This is a genomic window from Streptomyces sp. NPDC004051 (assembly GCF_053604275.1).
Genome location: NZ_JBSGHG010000011.1, coordinates 181,429 through 198,790, shown reverse-complemented (window position 1 = coordinate 198,790; position 17,362 = coordinate 181,429). Strand labels below are relative to the sequence as shown.

The following is a 17,362-nucleotide window of genomic DNA, read 5'->3' as shown; positions in this document are numbered from 1 at the left end:
GACCGCTGGTACCCCTCCTCCAAGACCTGTTCCGGGTGCGGCGCGGTGAAAGCCAAGCTGCCGCTGCACGTGCGGAGCTATGAGTGCGACGCCTGTGGCCTGGTCATCGACCGGGACGACAACGCCGCACTCAACCTCGCCGCACTCGCGGCAGCCTGCATGACTGGTACCGGAGTGGCCGGAGACCAGGACGCCGTCCCGGCGGTGTCGAAGCCTCGTGGAGCCGACCAGAAGACCCGCGCCACCCGCACCCGTCGCAGGACGAGTGCGGGGCGGGCAGGTGGCGCAACCCTGCCGCAGCAGCGGCAGACAGAAGCGAGAGACCGTACTCAAGCCGAAGCCCTCACGCTCTGGTGACGAGACGGACCTCCGGGCCGAAATGCCCGGAATGCTGAGACCCGACTACGGTCTTGGCAACGGAACATGATTGCTCTGGTGCTCATCGGCGTCCTGGCGCTCGTCGTCGGCGGGTGCGCATGCGTGGTGTGGGCGGAACGTGGCGGACCCCGCTGGACCCGCGCCGTGGCGACCATCACGCTCGCCGCCGGGGAACTGCTGCGCGGCTCCGGGAAGAACCGGAGCCGGGGGCTGAACGGATCCACCGACGACGGTGACTAGGGAAACCGGGAGGGGGCCGACGGCTCGTCCTCACGCAGCGCCCCGCGCCGCTGCCCACCGCCGTGAACGATCAGCGCGCGCCGACGCCCCCCCGTGTCGTCGGAACCGCGGTGTCGTCGGAACCGCGGTCGGAACGCCGCTCTCCGTCGGGTGCGGAGCCGCGCGGGGATGTCCCCGAGGACCACCACGCCGCCGAGGCGCCCGAAGGCCGCGGATGTTCGGCGGAGCACGGGTGTCTCCTCCTGGAAGCACCGGAGCGTTCAGTGCCGGCCGGTCACCCGCGACCGTGCCGGATGCCGGCTCCGATCGGAGGGGCGGCGGTCGAGTAGGCTCTCCGCCTGCATTGGATCATGCTCATGACTTTGGGAGCCCTGTGGGGAAGATCTCGACCGTCGCGAAGGCCACGGCGGCCTGCCTGGTGCTCGGCGTCACCGCGACCGGCTGTTCGGACGGCGCCGCAACGGACGAACGCTCCGCCGCGCAGTCGCTCGAGGACGCGTACAAGACCATGAAGTCGCTCACGTCGGTGACCATCGAAGCGGAAACCACCCGCACCGACGGGGAACGCCTCACCAGCGTTCTGGCGACCGACCTCAAGAGCACCTGCACCTTCAGGTCGTCCTCGGAGTCGGGCGCCGCGCTCGAACAGATACGGATCAAGGAGACGGACTACATCCGGCCGAACCGCGCCTATCTCGATCAGTGGGCAGGGAAGGAGATATCGAGTTCGGCCGAGCAGGACCGCTGGATCAAGAAACCGGCCAGTGAGTCGGTGCCCGGCGACGGGCTTTCCGACTGTACTTGGCCGTTCGCCACGTTCGGCAAGGCGGAGAAGGGCGAACCGGCCGAGGTCGACGGCCGCCCGGCCATCGCCCTGGTGGTGACCGACGCGGGGGACAAGGGCGGCACCTACACGTTCCACGTCGCCACGGAGGGCAAGCCCTACTTGCTCAAGGTCGACTACAAGGGCGCCGACTTCCGTACCACCACCACGTTCGGCGACTTCGAAAAGCCCCTGAAGGTGGAGCCGCCGGCCGATGACGAGCTGCTGGACCTGAGGGGCGTCGGCGGCTGAGCGGGTCCCCGAGCCGTACCCGGAACAAGCACGTCCTCGTCACCGACCCCACGGTCACGACCGGCCTCATGGTCCGCACGGCGCGTCGGCTCACGTCGCACCGAGGCCCGTGCACGGCGGTTCGCGGTCGGTCAGGGCGCAAGGCGTCGGGTCCGCCGTGATCGCGGCGGACCCGACGCCTTGACCGTCGCAGCCGTCACCGCCGGTTCGGCCCCCGCCGGCCCGCCGGCACCGCGGACGTCACTTCACCACGACGTTGTCCCCGGACGACGTCGACGGCCCGGTGGTGGTGTTGCCGTAGTACGCCCAGCGCCACGTACCCGTCTTGGAGGCCTTCACGGTCGTCCTGAGATCACCCGAGCCGTTCGCGTACACCTTCTTCACCGTGGTGTAGGAGGTGGTGCCGGCAGGCTTGAACTGCAGGCTCACCAGGCGGCCCCCGTAGGAGGCGTACTTCCTGGTCTCCCAGTTGGCCCGCGTGACCTTTCCGGTCACGGTGATGGTCTTGCCCTTGGACACCGGTTCGGGCGAGGCGTTGACGGTCAGGCGGGAGTTGCGCTTGACGTGGACCGTCAGTCCCTTGTCGTCGGTGTCCCCACCGCCGCCCTTGAAGTGCACCTCGGCCCCGACCTTCCAGGCTCCGGCCTCGCTGTTGTACATGTCCCACAGGCTCGGGTCGAAGTACATCGTCTCGTCGAAGTCGCAGACGCTCGAGCTCACCCTGATGCAGTCGCTCGTCTCGATGGAGTGCCACAGCCGGTCACCCGAACCACTCCGGTACAGGAACACCATGGGCGACCACTTCCACTTATGAGTGGTCGTCATCCGGAAGGAGGCGGGCACCGCGACCTCCTTCGACACCCCGATCACAATCGGCTTGCCGCCGTTCACCTGGACACGGGTGAACGAGACCCCACCCTCGGCCGCCCCGGCCGGCACCGCGGCCACGGCCGTGAACACCGCCGCCGCACCACCGGCCACGACGACTCTCCAGACCTGCTTCCCCACCTGGTCCCCAATCTCCTTGCGGAAAGGCACCGAAGGCTCATCCCTCCAGCGCCTTACAGACAGCCGGCATCCACACGGGGTTGTACACCCGCGCATCACGATGGGGCATCAGACGATCCCCGCCTCCCGTGAGAAGGAACGCACGACGACCGGATGACGCCCGGGCGCCGACCACGGCAACGTCCTCCCCGCCCACCGCGAGGCCGTCCTCTCGCACCGCGCGCTCGGCCTGTGCGGGAGGACGCTCGCGGGCCCCGGGACCATGCCGCCCGTTCACGGCGGTGCGCCGACGCCGTTCGGGGGCGAGGCCCTGCGCAGGGGTCGCAGCACCGCGCCGACGGACCTTCGTACGGGCCTCCGTACGGCGAGGGGCGCCCGGCGTGACTCGTGCCGGGCGCCCCTGATGCGTGCCTTTACGGGTTACGCCCGTTCGGCCGCCGCGTCCGCGGCCTGGGCGCGCAGGGCCCGCTCGATGCCCGCGCGGGACTCGGAGACCAGACGGCGCAGGGCCGGGCTCGGGTCGGCCGAGGCGAGCCAGGCGTCGGTGCGGTCCAGGGTCTCGCCGGTGACCTGGATCGCCGGGTAGAGGCCGACCGCGATCTGCTGGGCCATCTCGTGCGAGCGGGACTCCCAGACGTCCTTGAGCGCCTCGAAGTACCGCTCCGTGTACGGCGCCAGCAGCTCACGCTGGTCGGTCTGGACGAAGCCGGCGATCACCGCCTCCTGGAGCGCGTTCGGCAGCTTGTCGGACTCGACGACCGACGCCCACGCCTCCGCCTTGGCCTCCTCGGTCGGCCGGGCGGCGCGCGCGGTGGCGGCGTGCCGCTCGCCCGCGGCGGTCCTGTCGCGCTCGTACTCGCCCGCGATCTCGGCCTCGTCGTACCGGCCCACCGCCGCGAGCCGCTGCACGAACGCCCAGCGCAGCTCCGTGTCGACAGCCAGGCCCTCGACCGTCTGCGTGCCGTCCAGCAGGCTCTCCAGGAGGTCCAGCTGCTCCGGCGTCCTCGCCGTCGCGGCGAAGGCGCGCGCCCACGCCAGCTGGTGGTCGCTGCCCGCCTCGGCGGCCCGCAGATGGGCCAGCGTGGCCTCCGTCCAGCGGGTGAGCAGGGCCTCGCGGGCCGCCGGGGCGGCGTACAGGTCGATCGCCAGCTTCACCTGGCGGTGCAGCGACTGCACCACGCCGATGTCCGACTCCTTGCCGATGCCCGACAGCACCAGGGACAGGTAGTCGCGGGTGGCCAGTTCGGCGTCCCGGGTCATGTCCCAGGCCGAGGCCCAGCTCAGCGCGCGCGGCAGGGACGCCTCGAAGTCGCCGAGGTGCTCGGTGACGAAGGCCAGCGACCGCTCGTCCAGGCGGACCTTGGCGTACGACAGGTCGTCGTCGTTGAGCAGGATCACGTCGGGACGGGCCTTGCCGACGAGCTGCGGCACGGCGGTCAGCTCCCCGTCGACGTCCAGCTCGACCCGGTCGACGCGCACCAGCTTGCCGCTCGCCGCGTCCAGGTCGTACAGGCCGACGGCGATGCGGTGCGGGCGCAGGGTGGCCTCGCCCTTGGCGCCGGCGGGCAGCGCCGGGGCCTCCTGGCGGACGGCGAAGGAGGTGATGACGCCCGTACCGTCCGCGCCGTCGGTCTCGATCTCCGGGCGCAGCACGTTGATGCCGGCCGTCTCCAGCCACTTCTTCGACCAGGTGCTCAGATCGCGGCCGGAGGTCTCCTCCAGGGCGCCCAGCAGGTCGGACAGGCGCGTGTTGCCGTACGCGTGACGCTTGAAGTACGCCTGCACGCCCCGGAAGAACGCGTCCTCGCCGACGTAGGCCACCAGCTGCTTCAGGACGGACGCGCCCTTGGCGTACGTGATGCCGTCGAAGTTGACCAGCACGTCGTCCAGGTCACGGATGTCGGCCATGATCGGGTGCGTGGACGGCAGCTGGTCCTGGCGGTACGCCCAGGTCTTCATGGAGTTCGCGAACGTCGTCCACGAGTGCGGCCACTTCGAGCCCGGCGCGTCGGCCTGGCAGGCGGCCTCGGCGTAGGTGGCGAACGACTCGTTCAGCCACAGGTCGTTCCACCACTCCATGGTGACCAGGTCGCCGAACCACATGTGGGCCAGCTCGTGCAGGATCGTCGCGGCCCGCACCTCGTAGGCCGCGTCCGTCACCTTCGACCGGAAGACGTACTGGTCCCGGATGGTCACCGCGCCGGCGTTCTCCATCGCGCCCGCGTTGAACTCCGGCACGAACAGCTGGTCGTACTTCCCGAAGGGGTACGCGTAGTCGAACTTCTCCTGGAACCACTCGAAGCCCTGCCGCGTGACGTCGAAGATGGCGTCCGCGTCGAGGAACTCGGCGAGCGAGGGCCGGCAGTAGATGCCGAGCGGCACCGACTGGCCGTCCTTCTCGTACACGCTGTGCACGGAGTGGTACGGGCCGACGATCAGCGCGGTGATGTACGTCGAGATCCGCGGCGTCGGCTCGAACTCCCAGACGTTGTCCCGGGGCTCGGGCGTCGGCGAGTTGGAGACGACGGTCCAGCCCTCCGGGGCCTTCACGGTGAACTGGAAGGTCGCCTTGAGGTCCGGCTGCTCGAAGCTCGCGAACACCCGGCGGGCGTCCGGCACCTCGAACTGGGTGTAGAGGTAGGCCTGGTCGTCGACCGGGTCGACGAACCGGTGCAGGCCCTCACCGGTGTTGGTGTACGCGCAGTCGGCGCTCACCCGCAGCACGTTGCGGCCCGGGAGCAGACCCGGCAGGGCGATCCTGGAGTCCGCGAACACCTCGGCGGGGTCGAGGGAGTCCCCGTTGAGGGTCACCTCGTGGACGGTGGGGGCCACCAGGTCGATGAACGACTCCGCACCCTCCCCGTCCGCGGAGACGTCGAAGCGCACCGTGGTCACGGACCGGTAGGTGCCGCCCTCCTGCGCGCCGGAGAGATCGAGGTCGATCTCGTACGAGTCAACGGTCAGCAGCTTCGCCCGCTGCTGCGCCTCTTCGCGAGTCAGGTTTGTGCCAGGCACGCGGTCATCTCCTCGTTATGTGTCGGTTGTGTCATCCTTCCACGTGACCGGCACGGAACGCGATGACCGTTTCCCGCCGGTGACGCGCCCGGCCCGGCGGGAGCCTGGAACCATGACGACGCCCCACACCCCCCGTCCCGTCCCGGCACCGGTCCTGGAGGAACTGCGCACCCTGGACGACGCGGGCCGCCCCGCGCTCCCCCGCACCGACGAGGAGGGCGGCGCCCCGCTCCGCTGCTGCCTGCGCCGCAGCACGCCCGGTGAGACCATCACCCTGGTGTCGTACGCGCCGCTGCGCCGCTGGGCGGCCCGGACGGGCGCCGACCCGGGCGCGTACGACGAGCAGGGCCCGGTCTTCATCCACGCCCGGCAGTGCGCGGGCCCGGCGCCCGACGCGGGCCTCCCCTTCACCCACGCCCACCGCGTCCTGCGCCGCTACTCCGCCGAGGGCCGCATCCTGGGCGGCCGCCTGGTGGACACCCCGGACGCCTTCGCCCCCGCCCTCACGGAGGCCTTCACCGACCCGGAGGTCGCCCTCGTCCACGTCCGCGCGGTGGAGCACGGCTGCTTCCTCTACGAGGTACGCCGCGAGGACCGTGGGCGTCCGGCCGGCCCGTCGAGGGCCGGGTCACCCGGCTGAGGAGCGTCGCACCACCACCCGGCAGCGCCCCGACTACTCCATCAGACCGAGCCAGTGGCGGTACGCCGAGGCGAACGGTTCGGCGCCCTCACCCCCGCGGCGGCCCGCCTCCGTCAACCAGGCACAGGTCTGCCGGGCCTTGTCGACGACGCTGTCGGGGTAGCCGTAGCGCACCCGGTGCTCGGCGAACTGCTCCTCGTCCTCGACATGGGCCTCGCCGCCATGAGGCCGTACGACGTCGAGATCGAGGTCCACCGTGCGCAGGACGGTCCCGTCGGCGCTCCACTCGGGCACCGTGCACACGTCGCAGTACATCTCGGGGCCCGGGGCCGCGCAGAACGTGGCCGTCCACCACTCGCCGGGCGGGACCAGCATCACGTGGGCGAACCGGCTTGTCCGGCTGCCCGCGGCCGACCTGACGGGGACGCCCTGCGCCGTGCCCAGCCACACGCCGTGCTCGTCCTCACCGAGTCGGACGGCAGTCCACCGCGCGCTCAGGCTGCCGTCGTACTTGCGTATGTCGACCAGCACGGAAGGGCTCTCTGCGGCCATACCAAGACGCTACCCCTACGGCGAGGGCAAGAGACCGCCCGCGCTTCACATGGTGAGGTCGGGGGTGTCCTGCTGAAAACCGTGAGCAGTCGGCGGACAACTGTCACACGGGCGCTCACATGAGCGGTATGTGAACAGTGATGGTCGAAGTGCTCACGCTTTTCGGCAGGTGGGTCGGACTCGGGCACCGGCACGGGCGGAGTGCTCCTTCGCGGTGCCCCCGGCGAGGCATTGCGGCACGACGTGTCCGACGCTCTGAACACGTCGAAGGGGCCGCCCGGCCGGGCGGCCCCTTCGCAGCGAGCGGGTCTGCGGTTACCGCTTCAGCTCGGCCGCCACCAGTTCCGCGATCTGGACGGTGTTCAGGGCCGCGCCCTTGCGGAGGTTGTCGTTGGAGACGAACAGGGCCAGGCCGTTGTCGACCGTCTCGTCGCTGCGGATGCGGCCGACGTAGGACGCGTCCCGGCCGGCCGCCTGGAGCGGGGTGGGGATGTCGGTGAGGACGACACCGGGGGCGTCGGCCAGCAGCTCGGTCGCGCGCTCCGCGCTGATCGGGCGGGCGAACCGGGCGTTGATCTGGAGGGAGTGGCCGGAGAAGACCGGGACGCGCACGCAGGTGCCGGAGACCTTGAGCTCCGGGATGTCCAGGATCTTGCGGGACTCGTTGCGCAGCTTCTGCTCCTCGTCGGTCTCGTTCAGACCGTCGTCCACGAGGTTGCCGGCGAAGGGCAGCACGTTGAAGGCGATGGGGCGCTTGTAGACACCGGGCTCGGGGAAGTCGACCGCCGCGCCGTCGTGGGTCAGCTTGTCGGCGTCGGCGACGACCTTCTGGGTCTGGTCGTGCAGCTCGGCCACGCCCGCGAGGCCGGAGCCGGACACCGCCTGGTACGTGGCGACGACCAGCGCCTCCAGGCCCGCCTCGGCGTGCAGCGGACGCAGGACCGGCATCGCGGCCATCGTGGTGCAGTTCGGGTTGGCGATGATGCCCTTGGGGCGGTTCGCGATCGCCTCCGGGTTCACCTCGGAGACGACCAGCGGGACCTCCGGGTCCTTGCGCCACGCGGACGAGTTGTCGATCACGACGGCGCCCTGCGAGGCGACCTTCTCGGCCAGCGCCTTCGACGTCGCGCCGCCCGCGGAGAACAGCACGATGTCCAGGCCGGTGTAGTCCGCGGTGGCCGCGTCCTCCACCGTGACCCCGTCCAGGACCGTCCCCGCCGAGCGGGCCGAGGCGAACAGGCGCAGCTCGGTCAGCGGGCCCAGTTCACTCGAAGCGGCCCTCTCCCTGAGGATGCTGCGCATGACCGTGCCCACCTGACCGGTGGCTCCGACGATTCCGACCCTCACGGCGTCTCCCTACTGCGTCTCTTCGCGTTCCTGTTACCTGGCCGAGGCTTTTCCATCATGCGGCCGACCACGTCCCGCTTGTCCAATTGTTAACGCCTTCTGCCCGAACAGTGGGACGCCCCGGCGCCGGGCCCCGGTCGCGGACCTGCGGCCGCCACCCCTGCGAGCCGCAGAAAATCGGCCCTCGGGGGCCACCGGCCGCAAGGTCCCCTGCCCCGCCCAGCCCCACCCACACGGCGGTGTGACATACGCCTCCACCGGTCCACGGCACCCGGGCGAACGTTCCGGGCCCGACCGGCGTCGTAGGGGAAACAGGGTGAGGGGGGTGGGCAGTGCTGCGCGGAAGAATCCGGCGCGGCCGGCCGGCGTACGGTGCCGCGGACGACGACCCGCTGGATGCGGCGCAGGAACGCCGGGTGCGGGCGGTGCTCGCGCTCGGCGGGGTGCCGCAGGCGGACCTGCCGGACGGGGTGCAGCAGGTCCGGCTGCGGCTGCTGGAACGCGCCGCGAACGGGCAGGAGGCGCCCCGGGACGTCTCCGCGTGGGCGGCGGTGGTCGCCTCCAACCTCGCCATGGACTGGCACCGGGCCAAACGCCGCCAGGAGCGGCTCGGCGAACGCCTCGCCGCGCTGCGCCCGGCGGAACAGCTCCCCGCCGACGAGGAGACCCGCCTGCTCTCCCTCGCCGTCGCCCGCGGTCTGGACGGGCTGCCCGACGCCCAGCGCCAGGTCGTCGTGCTGCGGTTCTACGCCGACCTCCCGGTGCGCTCGATAGCCGAGCAGCTCGGCGTCCCCGAGGGCACGGTCAAGAGCCGACTGCACACGGCCGTACGGGCCCTGCGCGCCCGCCTGCACGAGGACGAGGTGGTGTGACGTGGCTGCCGAACACGACGCAGACGCGCTGATGTCCGCGATCACCGGCGAGCCGCTGCCGGACGAGGCCCGCGCGGATGCCGCGTTCATGGCCGAGCACCGCAGGGCCGAGGCCGATGTGGTGCTGTTGCGCGAGCAGCTCGGGGTGATCGGGGGAGTCCTGGCCGACGAGCCGCGGTCCGGTACGGAGCCCGCACCCGTACGGGCGGCCCACCAGCGGCGTCGACTGCCGAGGCTCGCCCTGGGGGCCCTCGCCCTGGCCGTCGTCACCGCCGTGGGAGGAGGCATGGGGTGGCTGATCACGCAGGGCGGCGTCACCGGGCAGGCCTCGGGAAGCAGTGCCGACGCCGCGAGCGCCCAGGATGCGGGCGGTAAGTCCCTGCTCACCTACGAGGGGCTCATCGCCTGCTCCAGCGTCGTCGCCGAGGGCACGGTGGCGCGGGTCGAACCGGCGGGTGGGAACGACCGGTACAGGATCGTGCTGGACGTGGACCGCCACTACAAGCCGTCGGACGGCGAGAGGGAGCTGGCGTTCACCGACGAGGGCGCCGACGTACCGGCGTACTACAGGGCCGGGGTCCGCATGCTCGTCCTGATCTCGAGCACGCCCGGAGAGGGGCCCGAGAGCTACCGCGCGGGCGATCCGCCCGGCCCCGGGGACGGGGTCCGGCCCGCCGCCCGTGACGCTCTGGAGGAGGGCCGTCTGCAGGTCGAGCGGGCGCTCCCCGGATCCCAGGGCCTCGAGTGCGACGGCGGGGGCTGACTCCCCCTTCGGCACGAGGCGAAAGGGGCGGGCGCCCCGGTGGACGCCCGCCCCTGCCGCTGGTGGCCGTCGGTTACGGCACGACCCTCTCGATCGTCACGCTGCCCGTGCCCGCGACCGTGCCGCGCGCGTTGACCAGCTGGACGCGCCCGAAGAACTCACGGCCCTCGGGAGCCGCCGCGACGGCGGTGACGCTGCCGGAGACGGAGGCCGAGGCGCCCGTGCCGAGCTTCACCGGGGCGGCCCCGTCGACCGTGACCTCGCCGAGCGTGGCGGAGAAGAACACGTCACGGTAGTCGTACTCGGCGGAACCGGCCGGGACGGAGTAGCCCACGACCTGGACGGTGTACGTACCGGCGGCCGGCCTGGCGACGGAGACCGACTCCTCCGAGTCGCCGTCGGCGGACTGGGCGACGCGGGTGCCGGCGGCGTCGTAGACCGCCAGGTCCAGGTCGGCGGCGGTGTCGGTGACGTTGCCGATGGCCACGTCGAGCGACGCGGCGCCCGCGGGCACCTCGACCGTAGTGGTGTGGACGTCGCCCGTGCTGATGGTCGGCCGGTCGTTCTTGGCCGAGCCCAGCGGGCCGCCGACCAGCTTGCCGTCCAGGGCGGCGGCCTGGTTGGTCACCTTCCAGGAGACGTCGGCCGGAGCACCGACCTTGGTCTCCGGCACGGTCACGGTCTCCGGGGCGAAGACCGCGCCGAGCACGGCGACGTCCAGCTTGTACGGGTTGTCGAGCAGCGGCGAGGTGCGGCGCGACTCGACCTCGATCTCCCAGACGCCCGGCTGCGGGTCCGCGTACGAACGCACGTCGGGACGGCAGGTGTTGGCCGGGTTGGTGTAGTTCGGGTAGCAGTTGACCGTCGAGGTCGGGTCGGCCGGGACGCCGTACGGGTGGATGGCGACGAACCGGGTCTGGCTCGTGGCCTTCAGCCCGCCGAGCGCGATCTCCAGCGTCTTCGCGCCCTCGGGCACGGTGACGAAGTAGGAGGTGGTGCTGTTGCGCTGGGCCGTGCCGGAGGCGGAGAAGGTGTGCTTCAGCGGCGCCGAGACGACCACGGTGTTCAGGATCTGCCGGTCGACGCCCTCGGTGCGCGGGTCGTCGACCTCGAGGATCGCGCTCTTCAGCCCGGCCGAGCGGGGCGCGGCCTGGACCTTGACGGTCACCGGCTTGTTCAGCGAGAGCCGCACGTCGCGGTCGCCGAGGATGCGGAAGGTGTTGCCGGCGTTGTTCTCGAGGCCGAGCCGGTGCCGGATCGCGCGGTCGGGGCCGGACGTACGGGTGACGGTGATGTCGTACGTCTTCTTCTGACCGGCCTTGAGGCCGCCCTCACGGTCGTAGAGGCCGGTGCCGAAGCCCGGGGTCTTCAGGAACTGGTCGATCGCGGTGTCGACCGGCGCCTTGACCGCGTACTCGTGCGCGGTGGCGCCGTCGCGGATCGCGTCCCAGGCGTCCTCGATGTCGATGAGGCCGGCGCCCTCCTCGTAGGCCTGCACGTCCTTGATGTGCTCGGCGGTGGAGGTGAGGGCGGTGCGCAGCTTCGCGGGGGTGAGGTCGACGCGCTTCTGCTTCGCGGCCGACAGCAGCAGCGCGGCGGCGCCGGCGGCCTGCGGGGAGGCCATCGAGGTGCCCTGGAGCATGCCGTAACCGGCGGGCAGGGCGTAGCCCGCCTCGGCGACCGGCGCGCCCGGCGACCAGGTCTGGATGGTGTTGATCGCCGCGCCGGGCGCGACCAGCGTCGGCGTGAAGCCGCCGTCCTCACGCGGACCGCGCGAGGAGAACGGCATCATGGCGTACTTCTTCTTCACCTCGGAGCCGTAGTTGGCGGCCCACGTCTCCTTGGAGATGGTCGCGCCGACCGAGATGACCTTGTCGGCCAGGGCGGGGTCGCCGATGGTGTTGGCGCCGGGGCCGGAGTTGCCCGCGGAGATCACCAGCTGGACGCCGTAGGTGTCGATGAGGCGGTTGTAGAGCTCGGCGCGGGCGTTGTTGCCGTCGTTCAGCGCCGGCAGACCGCCGATGGACATGTTGACGATGTCGACACCGCGGTTGACGACGAGGTCGATCATGCCCTCGGTGAGCGCCACGCTGGTGCAGCCGCCGGACCAGGTGCAGGCGCGGGAGGAGACGATCTTCGCTCCGGGGGCGGCGCCGTTCATCCTGCCGCCGAACAGGCCGTTGGCCGCGGTGATGCCGGCCACGTGCGAGCCGTGCGAGCCCTGGATGAGGCCGATGTTGACGAAGTCGGCCTTGGCGCCGGCCGCGTTGTACACGACGTCCTTGCGGATTTCCACGACGAACGGCTGGCGCTCGGCGACCTCGGTCTTCGGGTCGTCGGTGCCGAAGTACCCGATCTGGAAGCCGTCCTTGTACGGCTTCATCGGGGTGTCGTCGGAGAAGTCCTGGTTGTTGTTCAGGTCGACGCGGACCGTGCCGGCCGCCGCGTCGTACAGAACACCCCAGGAGTCGGTGGTGTCGCCGTCGCGGTTGGCGTCACCGCCCGCGTCACCGCCGATGGTGTAGGACTCCTTGAACGTGCTGATCCGGTACGAGCCCTCGGGCGCCGTCCAGGTCGTGCCCTCGTGGGTGAAGGTGGGGCCGGACACCGATTCGGACATCTGGCGCCAGGTCCGGTCGCCGTCCACGAGCGGGTCGGTCGCCGTCACCCAGTCGACGATCTTGCGCTCGCCGGTGGTGGTCTTCTGCAGCGCCGGGTGGGCGAGGTCCACACCCGTGTCGATGACGCCGATGGTGATGCCGCGGCCGTCCGCCTTCGGGTTGTCCTTGACGAAGTCGACGGCGCCGGTCTCGAAGGACGGGTTGTACGGGTTCTTGGCGGGGGTCCGCTTGTCGGGGGCCGGGTAGCCGCCCTTGCCGCCCTTGCCGGCGGCGCCCTTCGTGGTGTCCGCGCCGGGCGTCGGGTCGTCCAGCGGGATCTCCTCGCGCAGGTCGATGCCGTGCACGGTGGAGAGCTTGGCGGCGGCGGCGATGGCCGAGTCCGCCTCGGCGGTGGGGACGGTGGCGCGGACGTAGCCGAGCGCGTCGTGGGTCCGGCCGACCGAACCGCCCTTGACCGCGTCCAGCTGCTCGGCGACCTGCTCGGTCTTGCCGGGGGCGGTGGCGATCATCATCGTGACGTTCTTGACGCCGTCCGCCTTGGCCTCGGCGAGCAGGTCCGCGTCCTTCGAACCGAGCTTGTCGGGCGCGGACTTGACGTCACCGTCGACGGGCGTGGCGGCCGGCGCGCCGGCGGCGACCGCCAGGGGTATCGGTCCGACCGCGCTGAGCGCGGCGACGAGACCGGCGGCCAGGACGACACGGGCGACGCGTCTCGCGCCCGGTATCGCTTCGCGCTGGGAGGAATGGGTCATCGGCATCCCTTGCAGATAAAGGCACCATCGTGGAGCGACCGGAGCCGATCGACCCTGGCCGCGATCGTCCGGAATGCGATCCCGGACGATCGCTGAGCCTTTCGCAAGGGACAGGTGTTTGGGGAGGGTTGGCCGAATCGAAATGGATGTGTGGGGAAAACCCGCTATGCAGGTATCGGGCGCGGGATGACGAAGCGGGCAAGTCGTTCGCGCGCTCGCGCCGCACAGCGGCGGCCCGTTGGCGGGCACTCACCTGCCGGTCCGGCGGTCGTCGGGATAACGTCCTGGAGTGCGAAGGAAGTTGAGGGTGGCGGCCTACGCCGTGGTGGTGCGCGACGGGCAGTTGCTGCTGGCCCGGTCCCCGGCGCCCGGAGGCACCCCCGAGTGGGTCATGCCGGGCGGCGGCATGGAACACGGCGAGGACCCCTACGACACCGTGCGGCGGGAGGTCGAGGAGGAGACCGGCTACCGCATCGAGGTCACCGGACTGCTCGGCGTGGACTCCAGTCGGCACACCTTCCCCGGCGGCCGTCTGGGCCGCCCCGTCGACCACCACGGCGTGCGGCTGGTCTACGAGGGGCGGATCACCGGCGGCGAACTGCGCAACGAGATCGGCGGCTCCACCGAACTGGCCGCCTGGCAGCCCCTGGACGCCGTCCCGGACCTGGTCCGGGTCCGCATGGTCGACATCGCGCTGCGGCTGTGGCGGGAACGGCCGGCCGCGGGGCGGGTCGCGGAGCGCGCGGAGGGCTGACCGGTGGGAGGTGACCGGTCGAAGCCTTTGGCCTCGATCGGGTGATTGCGCTGATCGTCGCTGTCGGGTCGACGTTCCCCGCCCCGGCTCTCCCGTGAAGTGAACACGGAGTGACCGGTTCTGGGCCGGTGCGGAAGCGGGCGCCGACCCGCGGGGTGGCCCGAGATCCACGTACGGCGATCGGTGTCGCGCGTTGCCACCGCGTTCACACGCAGGCCATTCCGGCTGCCGAGCATCCAGTACGAGCGGGACGTTCGCCCGGCGGGCGCCCCGCGACCACTGTCGACGCGTTCGCACCCGGGGAGGGAAGCGCCATGTCGCGCATCCGCTCAGTCGCCGACTCCACTGGACTCCACCGCCGTTCCCTCCTCGCCGTCACCGGTGCGGTGGCCCTCTCCGCCGGCGTCGGTCACGCCCTGCGGCCCGGCGGCGAGGCCGGCGCGGCGGACACCGCCGCGGACGGGGCCGTGCGCGCCTCCTCACGGCCGGCGCCGGCCGCCCCGCTCGCCCCGTACACCCGGGGCACCACCCTCGAAGGGGTGTCCGCCCCGCGCGGTGCATCCGGCGGGTCCGGCTACCGGCGCCTGGAGGAAGGACGGGGCTGGGGGCGGGTGGTGCGCGGCGAGCTGGCCGCGGCCCGCTCCGGCCGGGACGACCGCCGCACCACGCTGGCGGCGTTCGTGCACCTCACCGACGTGCACGTGCTCGATGTGCAGCACCCGCTGCGCCTGGAGTACCTGCGCTCCACCGATGCGCGCGCCTGGCGGCCCCAGGAGGCGCTCACCGTGCACGGCGCGGTCGCACTCGTCGAGCGGATCAACGCGCTGCGCGGCGCCCCCGCCACCGGCTCCCCGCTGCACTTCGCGATGACCACCGGCGACAACACGGACAACAACACCCGCACCGAACTGGACTGGTTCCTGAAGGTGTTCAGCGGTGGCCGCGTCACCCCCAACTCCGGGGACCCGCGCCACTACGAAGGCGTCCAGAACAGCGGCCTGCGACAGTACTGGCAGCCGGAAACCGCCGCCCGCGACGCCGACAAACAGCTCGGCTTCCCGCACCTGGACGGCTTCCTCGCGGCCGCCGTCCGCGAGGTCGACAGCCCCGGCCTCAACCTTCCCTGGTACTCCACCGTCGGCAACCACGACACGATGCCACTCGGCTGCTACGCCTCCCACGGCGACTCCCACCTCACCGAACTCGCCGTCGGCGGACGGAAACTGATGAAGATACCGGCGGCCGAGGCGAAGAAGCTCCAGCAGGCCATCAAGAAGGCCACCGACCCCCGGGGCGTCCAGTACGGCGAGTTCCTGAAGACCCACGCCCGCGCGATGCGTCCGGTCACCCCCGACGAGGCGCGCGCCCCGTTCACCCCCGCCGAGTACCTGAAGGCGCACCTGGACCCCGCACACCGCGGATCCGGCCCGGTGGGCCACGGCTACACCGCCGCCAACCTCGACGAGGGCACCCAGTACTACGCGTTCCGCGTCTCCGACGACGTCATCGGGATCAGCCTCGACACCACCGACCCGGGCGGCCACTACACGGGATCCCTCGGCACGGCCCAACTGCGCTGGCTGGAGCGGACCCTGCGGACCCACAAGGACTCCCGCGCGATCGTCTTCAGCCACCACACCAGCGAATCGATGACGAACACGCACCGCGACCCGGCCCGCCCCGACGAACGGCGCCACGACGGCGGGGAACTCCTCGAACTCCTCGGCCGGCACCGCAACGTGGTGGCCTGGGTCAACGGTCACATCCACCGCAACGCCATCACCCCGCACACCGGCTCCGCCGGCTCCTTCTGGGAGATCTCCACCGCCTCCCACATCGACTTCCCCCACCTCGCCCGCGTCATCGAGCTGGTGGACAACGAGGACGGAACACTGTCCCTCTTCACCACCCTGGTCGAGTCCGCGGCCCCGTCCCGCACGGACCACGACGACCTCACCCAGACCGGCCTGGCGGCCCTTTACCGCGAACTGTCCTACAACGCCCCGGGCGCCCGCACCGACCTCGGCGGCGCCCCCCGGGACCGGAACACGGAGCTGCTGCTGAAGAAGAGCTGAAACCGGCCAATCACCGTGACCGGAGCACCCTCGGCGGTCCCGCCCGTGATCCCCTGTCCCTGCGATCACACCCGAGGACAGGGGAGGCACGAGCGTGCGGATGCGGACGACGGTGGCGGCGACGGTGGTGGCGGCGGCCCTCTCGGTGGCCCTGGCGGCCCCCGCCGTGGCGGCTCCGGGACCCGGAGCCGGAGCGGGGAGCGCCACCGGCACCGACCACGGGGCGACCCGCCAGGCGATGCAGTCCGCGGTCGCCGCCGGGGTGCCCGGGGTGACGGCGACGGCGCGGGACCGGCGGGGCACCTGGTCGGCAACGGCCGGAGTGGGCGACCTCGGCACGGGGCAGAAGCGCTCCCCGCGCGACCACTACCGGGTCGGCAGCATCACCAAGACCTTCGTGGCGACGGTGGTGCTGCAACTGGAGGCGGAGGGCACGCTGTCCCTGGACGACACCGTCGACACCTGGCTGCCCGGCCTGGTGACCGGCAACGGCCACGACGGCACCCGGATCACCCTGCGGCAGCTGCTGAACCACACCAGCGGCGTCTTCAACTACACGGCGGACGCGGACTACCACCGCATGTACTTCACGAAGGAGGGCTTCTTCGAGCACCGCTACGCCACCCGGGCCCCGGAGGACCTGGTGCGGATCGCCCTGGCCCACGAGCCGTACTTCGAGCCCGGCGCCCCCGGGAAGTGGACGTACTCCAACACCAACTACGTCCTGGCCGCCCTGGTGATCGAGAAGGCCACCGGCCGCCCCTACGGCGAGGAGGTCCGCCGGCGCGTCATCGAGCCCCTGAACCTGACCGCCACCTCGGTCCCCGGCACCCGGGTCTCCCTGCCCCGGCCCAGCAGCCGCGCCTACTCCAAGCCGGGGTCGCTCGCCACGGAACCCCCCTACGACGTCACGCGCCTCAACCCGTCCCGTACCTTCGGGGCGGGCGAGATCATCTCCGACTCCAGGGACCTGAACCTCTTCTACCGCGCCCTGCTGGCGGGCCGTCTGCTCCCTTCGGAGCAGCTGGACGAGATGACCACCACGGTGCCCATGGGCACCGGCCCGGACTACGGTCTCGGCCTGATGAAGGTGACGCTGGGCTGCGGCGTGACCGTCTGGGGTCACAGCGGCAGCACCTCCGGCTCCGGGACCTACGCCGTCACGACGGAGGACGGTCGGCACTCCCTGGCGTTCAACTTCAACGGCGACTGGGCGGGGAACGGCATGGCGGTCGTCCAGGCGGAGTTCTGCGGCGACTGACGTCCGTAC

Annotated in this window: 14 protein-coding genes; 9 read left to right on the top strand and 5 right to left on the bottom strand. The window is 71.5% G+C overall.

Annotated features, from left to right (window positions below; genetic code table 11):
* The 3 genes from ACWEQO_RS15220 to ACWEQO_RS15210 all read left to right on the top strand — a co-directional run.
* On the top strand, positions 1-357 hold a 357-nt coding region (locus tag ACWEQO_RS15220; protein ID WP_452983036.1), incomplete at its 5' end, for a zinc ribbon domain-containing protein.
* Between the two features lie 66 nt (positions 358-423).
* Complete coding sequence (locus ACWEQO_RS15215; RefSeq protein ID WP_361459721.1) at positions 424-618, top strand: hypothetical protein; 195 nt, start codon at positions 424-426, stop codon at positions 616-618.
* A 373-nt stretch (positions 619-991) separates the two neighbouring features.
* Positions 992-1,693, top strand: a complete 702-nt coding sequence (locus ACWEQO_RS15210) for a hypothetical protein (protein WP_452983032.1) — start codon at positions 992-994, stop codon at positions 1,691-1,693.
* A 240-nt stretch (positions 1,694-1,933) separates the two neighbouring features.
* Here the strand turns inward: ACWEQO_RS15210 and ACWEQO_RS15205 are convergent, their stop codons facing one another.
* Both ACWEQO_RS15205 and pepN read right to left on the bottom strand, forming a co-directional pair.
* The gene (locus ACWEQO_RS15205) at positions 1,934-2,701 is read right to left on the bottom strand and encodes a hypothetical protein (RefSeq protein WP_452983029.1); all 768 of its coding nucleotides are present in this window, start codon (positions 2,699-2,701) and stop codon (positions 1,934-1,936) included.
* Positions 2,702-3,121: 420 nt separating this feature from the next.
* A complete protein-coding gene (gene pepN, locus ACWEQO_RS15200; RefSeq protein WP_452983026.1) occupies positions 3,122-5,716 on the bottom strand; it encodes an aminopeptidase N in 2,595 nt (864 codons plus the stop codon).
* A 112-nt stretch (positions 5,717-5,828) separates the two neighbouring features.
* Here pepN and ACWEQO_RS15195 point away from each other — a divergent pair, with 112 nt between their 5' ends.
* Positions 5,829-6,356 carry a DUF1203 domain-containing protein gene (locus ACWEQO_RS15195; RefSeq protein ID WP_452983024.1) on the top strand — a complete coding sequence of 176 codons (528 nt, stop codon included), beginning with the start codon at positions 5,829-5,831 and terminating at the stop codon, positions 6,354-6,356.
* A gap of 33 nt (positions 6,357-6,389) precedes the next feature.
* Here ACWEQO_RS15195 and ACWEQO_RS15190 read toward each other — a convergent pair whose 3' ends face one another.
* Together ACWEQO_RS15190 and ACWEQO_RS15185 are read right to left on the bottom strand one after the other, a co-directional pair.
* Positions 6,390-6,908: a DUF402 domain-containing protein gene (locus tag ACWEQO_RS15190; protein WP_452983021.1), complete on the bottom strand. Its 519-nt coding sequence runs from the start codon at positions 6,906-6,908 to the stop codon at positions 6,390-6,392.
* Positions 6,909-7,223: 315 nt separating this feature from the next.
* Positions 7,224-8,255, bottom strand: coding sequence for an aspartate-semialdehyde dehydrogenase (locus tag ACWEQO_RS15185; RefSeq protein WP_452983018.1), 1,032 nt, complete (start codon positions 8,253-8,255; stop codon positions 7,224-7,226).
* A 332-nt stretch (positions 8,256-8,587) separates the two neighbouring features.
* Between ACWEQO_RS15185 and ACWEQO_RS15180 the strand changes: the two genes are divergently transcribed.
* Both ACWEQO_RS15180 and ACWEQO_RS15175 read left to right on the top strand, forming a co-directional pair.
* Positions 8,588-9,127: an RNA polymerase sigma factor gene (locus ACWEQO_RS15180; RefSeq protein ID WP_452983015.1), complete on the top strand. Its 540-nt coding sequence runs from the start codon at positions 8,588-8,590 to the stop codon at positions 9,125-9,127.
* A gap of 1 nt (position 9,128) precedes the next feature.
* On the top strand, positions 9,129-9,890 hold the full coding sequence (locus ACWEQO_RS15175; protein WP_361459714.1) for a hypothetical protein: 762 nt from the start codon (positions 9,129-9,131) through the stop codon (positions 9,888-9,890).
* A gap of 73 nt (positions 9,891-9,963) precedes the next feature.
* Here ACWEQO_RS15175 and ACWEQO_RS15170 read toward each other — a convergent pair whose 3' ends face one another.
* Entirely contained in the window at positions 9,964-13,263 is a 3,300-nt protein-coding gene (locus ACWEQO_RS15170) for a S8 family serine peptidase (protein ID WP_452983012.1), read from the bottom strand.
* A 307-nt stretch (positions 13,264-13,570) separates the two neighbouring features.
* On the opposite strand from ACWEQO_RS15170, the gene ACWEQO_RS15165 reads away from it, so the two are divergent.
* From ACWEQO_RS15165 to ACWEQO_RS15155, 3 genes are all read left to right on the top strand, one after another.
* A complete protein-coding gene (locus ACWEQO_RS15165) occupies positions 13,571-14,017 on the top strand; it encodes an NUDIX hydrolase (protein ID WP_452983009.1) in 447 nt (148 codons plus the stop codon).
* Between the two features lie 314 nt (positions 14,018-14,331).
* Positions 14,332-16,092, top strand: coding sequence for a TIGR03767 family metallophosphoesterase (locus tag ACWEQO_RS15160; protein WP_452983006.1), 1,761 nt, complete (start codon positions 14,332-14,334; stop codon positions 16,090-16,092).
* Positions 16,093-16,192: 100 nt separating this feature from the next.
* Positions 16,193-17,353: a serine hydrolase domain-containing protein gene (locus ACWEQO_RS15155; RefSeq protein WP_452983052.1), complete on the top strand. Its 1,161-nt coding sequence runs from the start codon at positions 16,193-16,195 to the stop codon at positions 17,351-17,353.
* Positions 17,354-17,362: the final 9 nt, after the last annotated feature.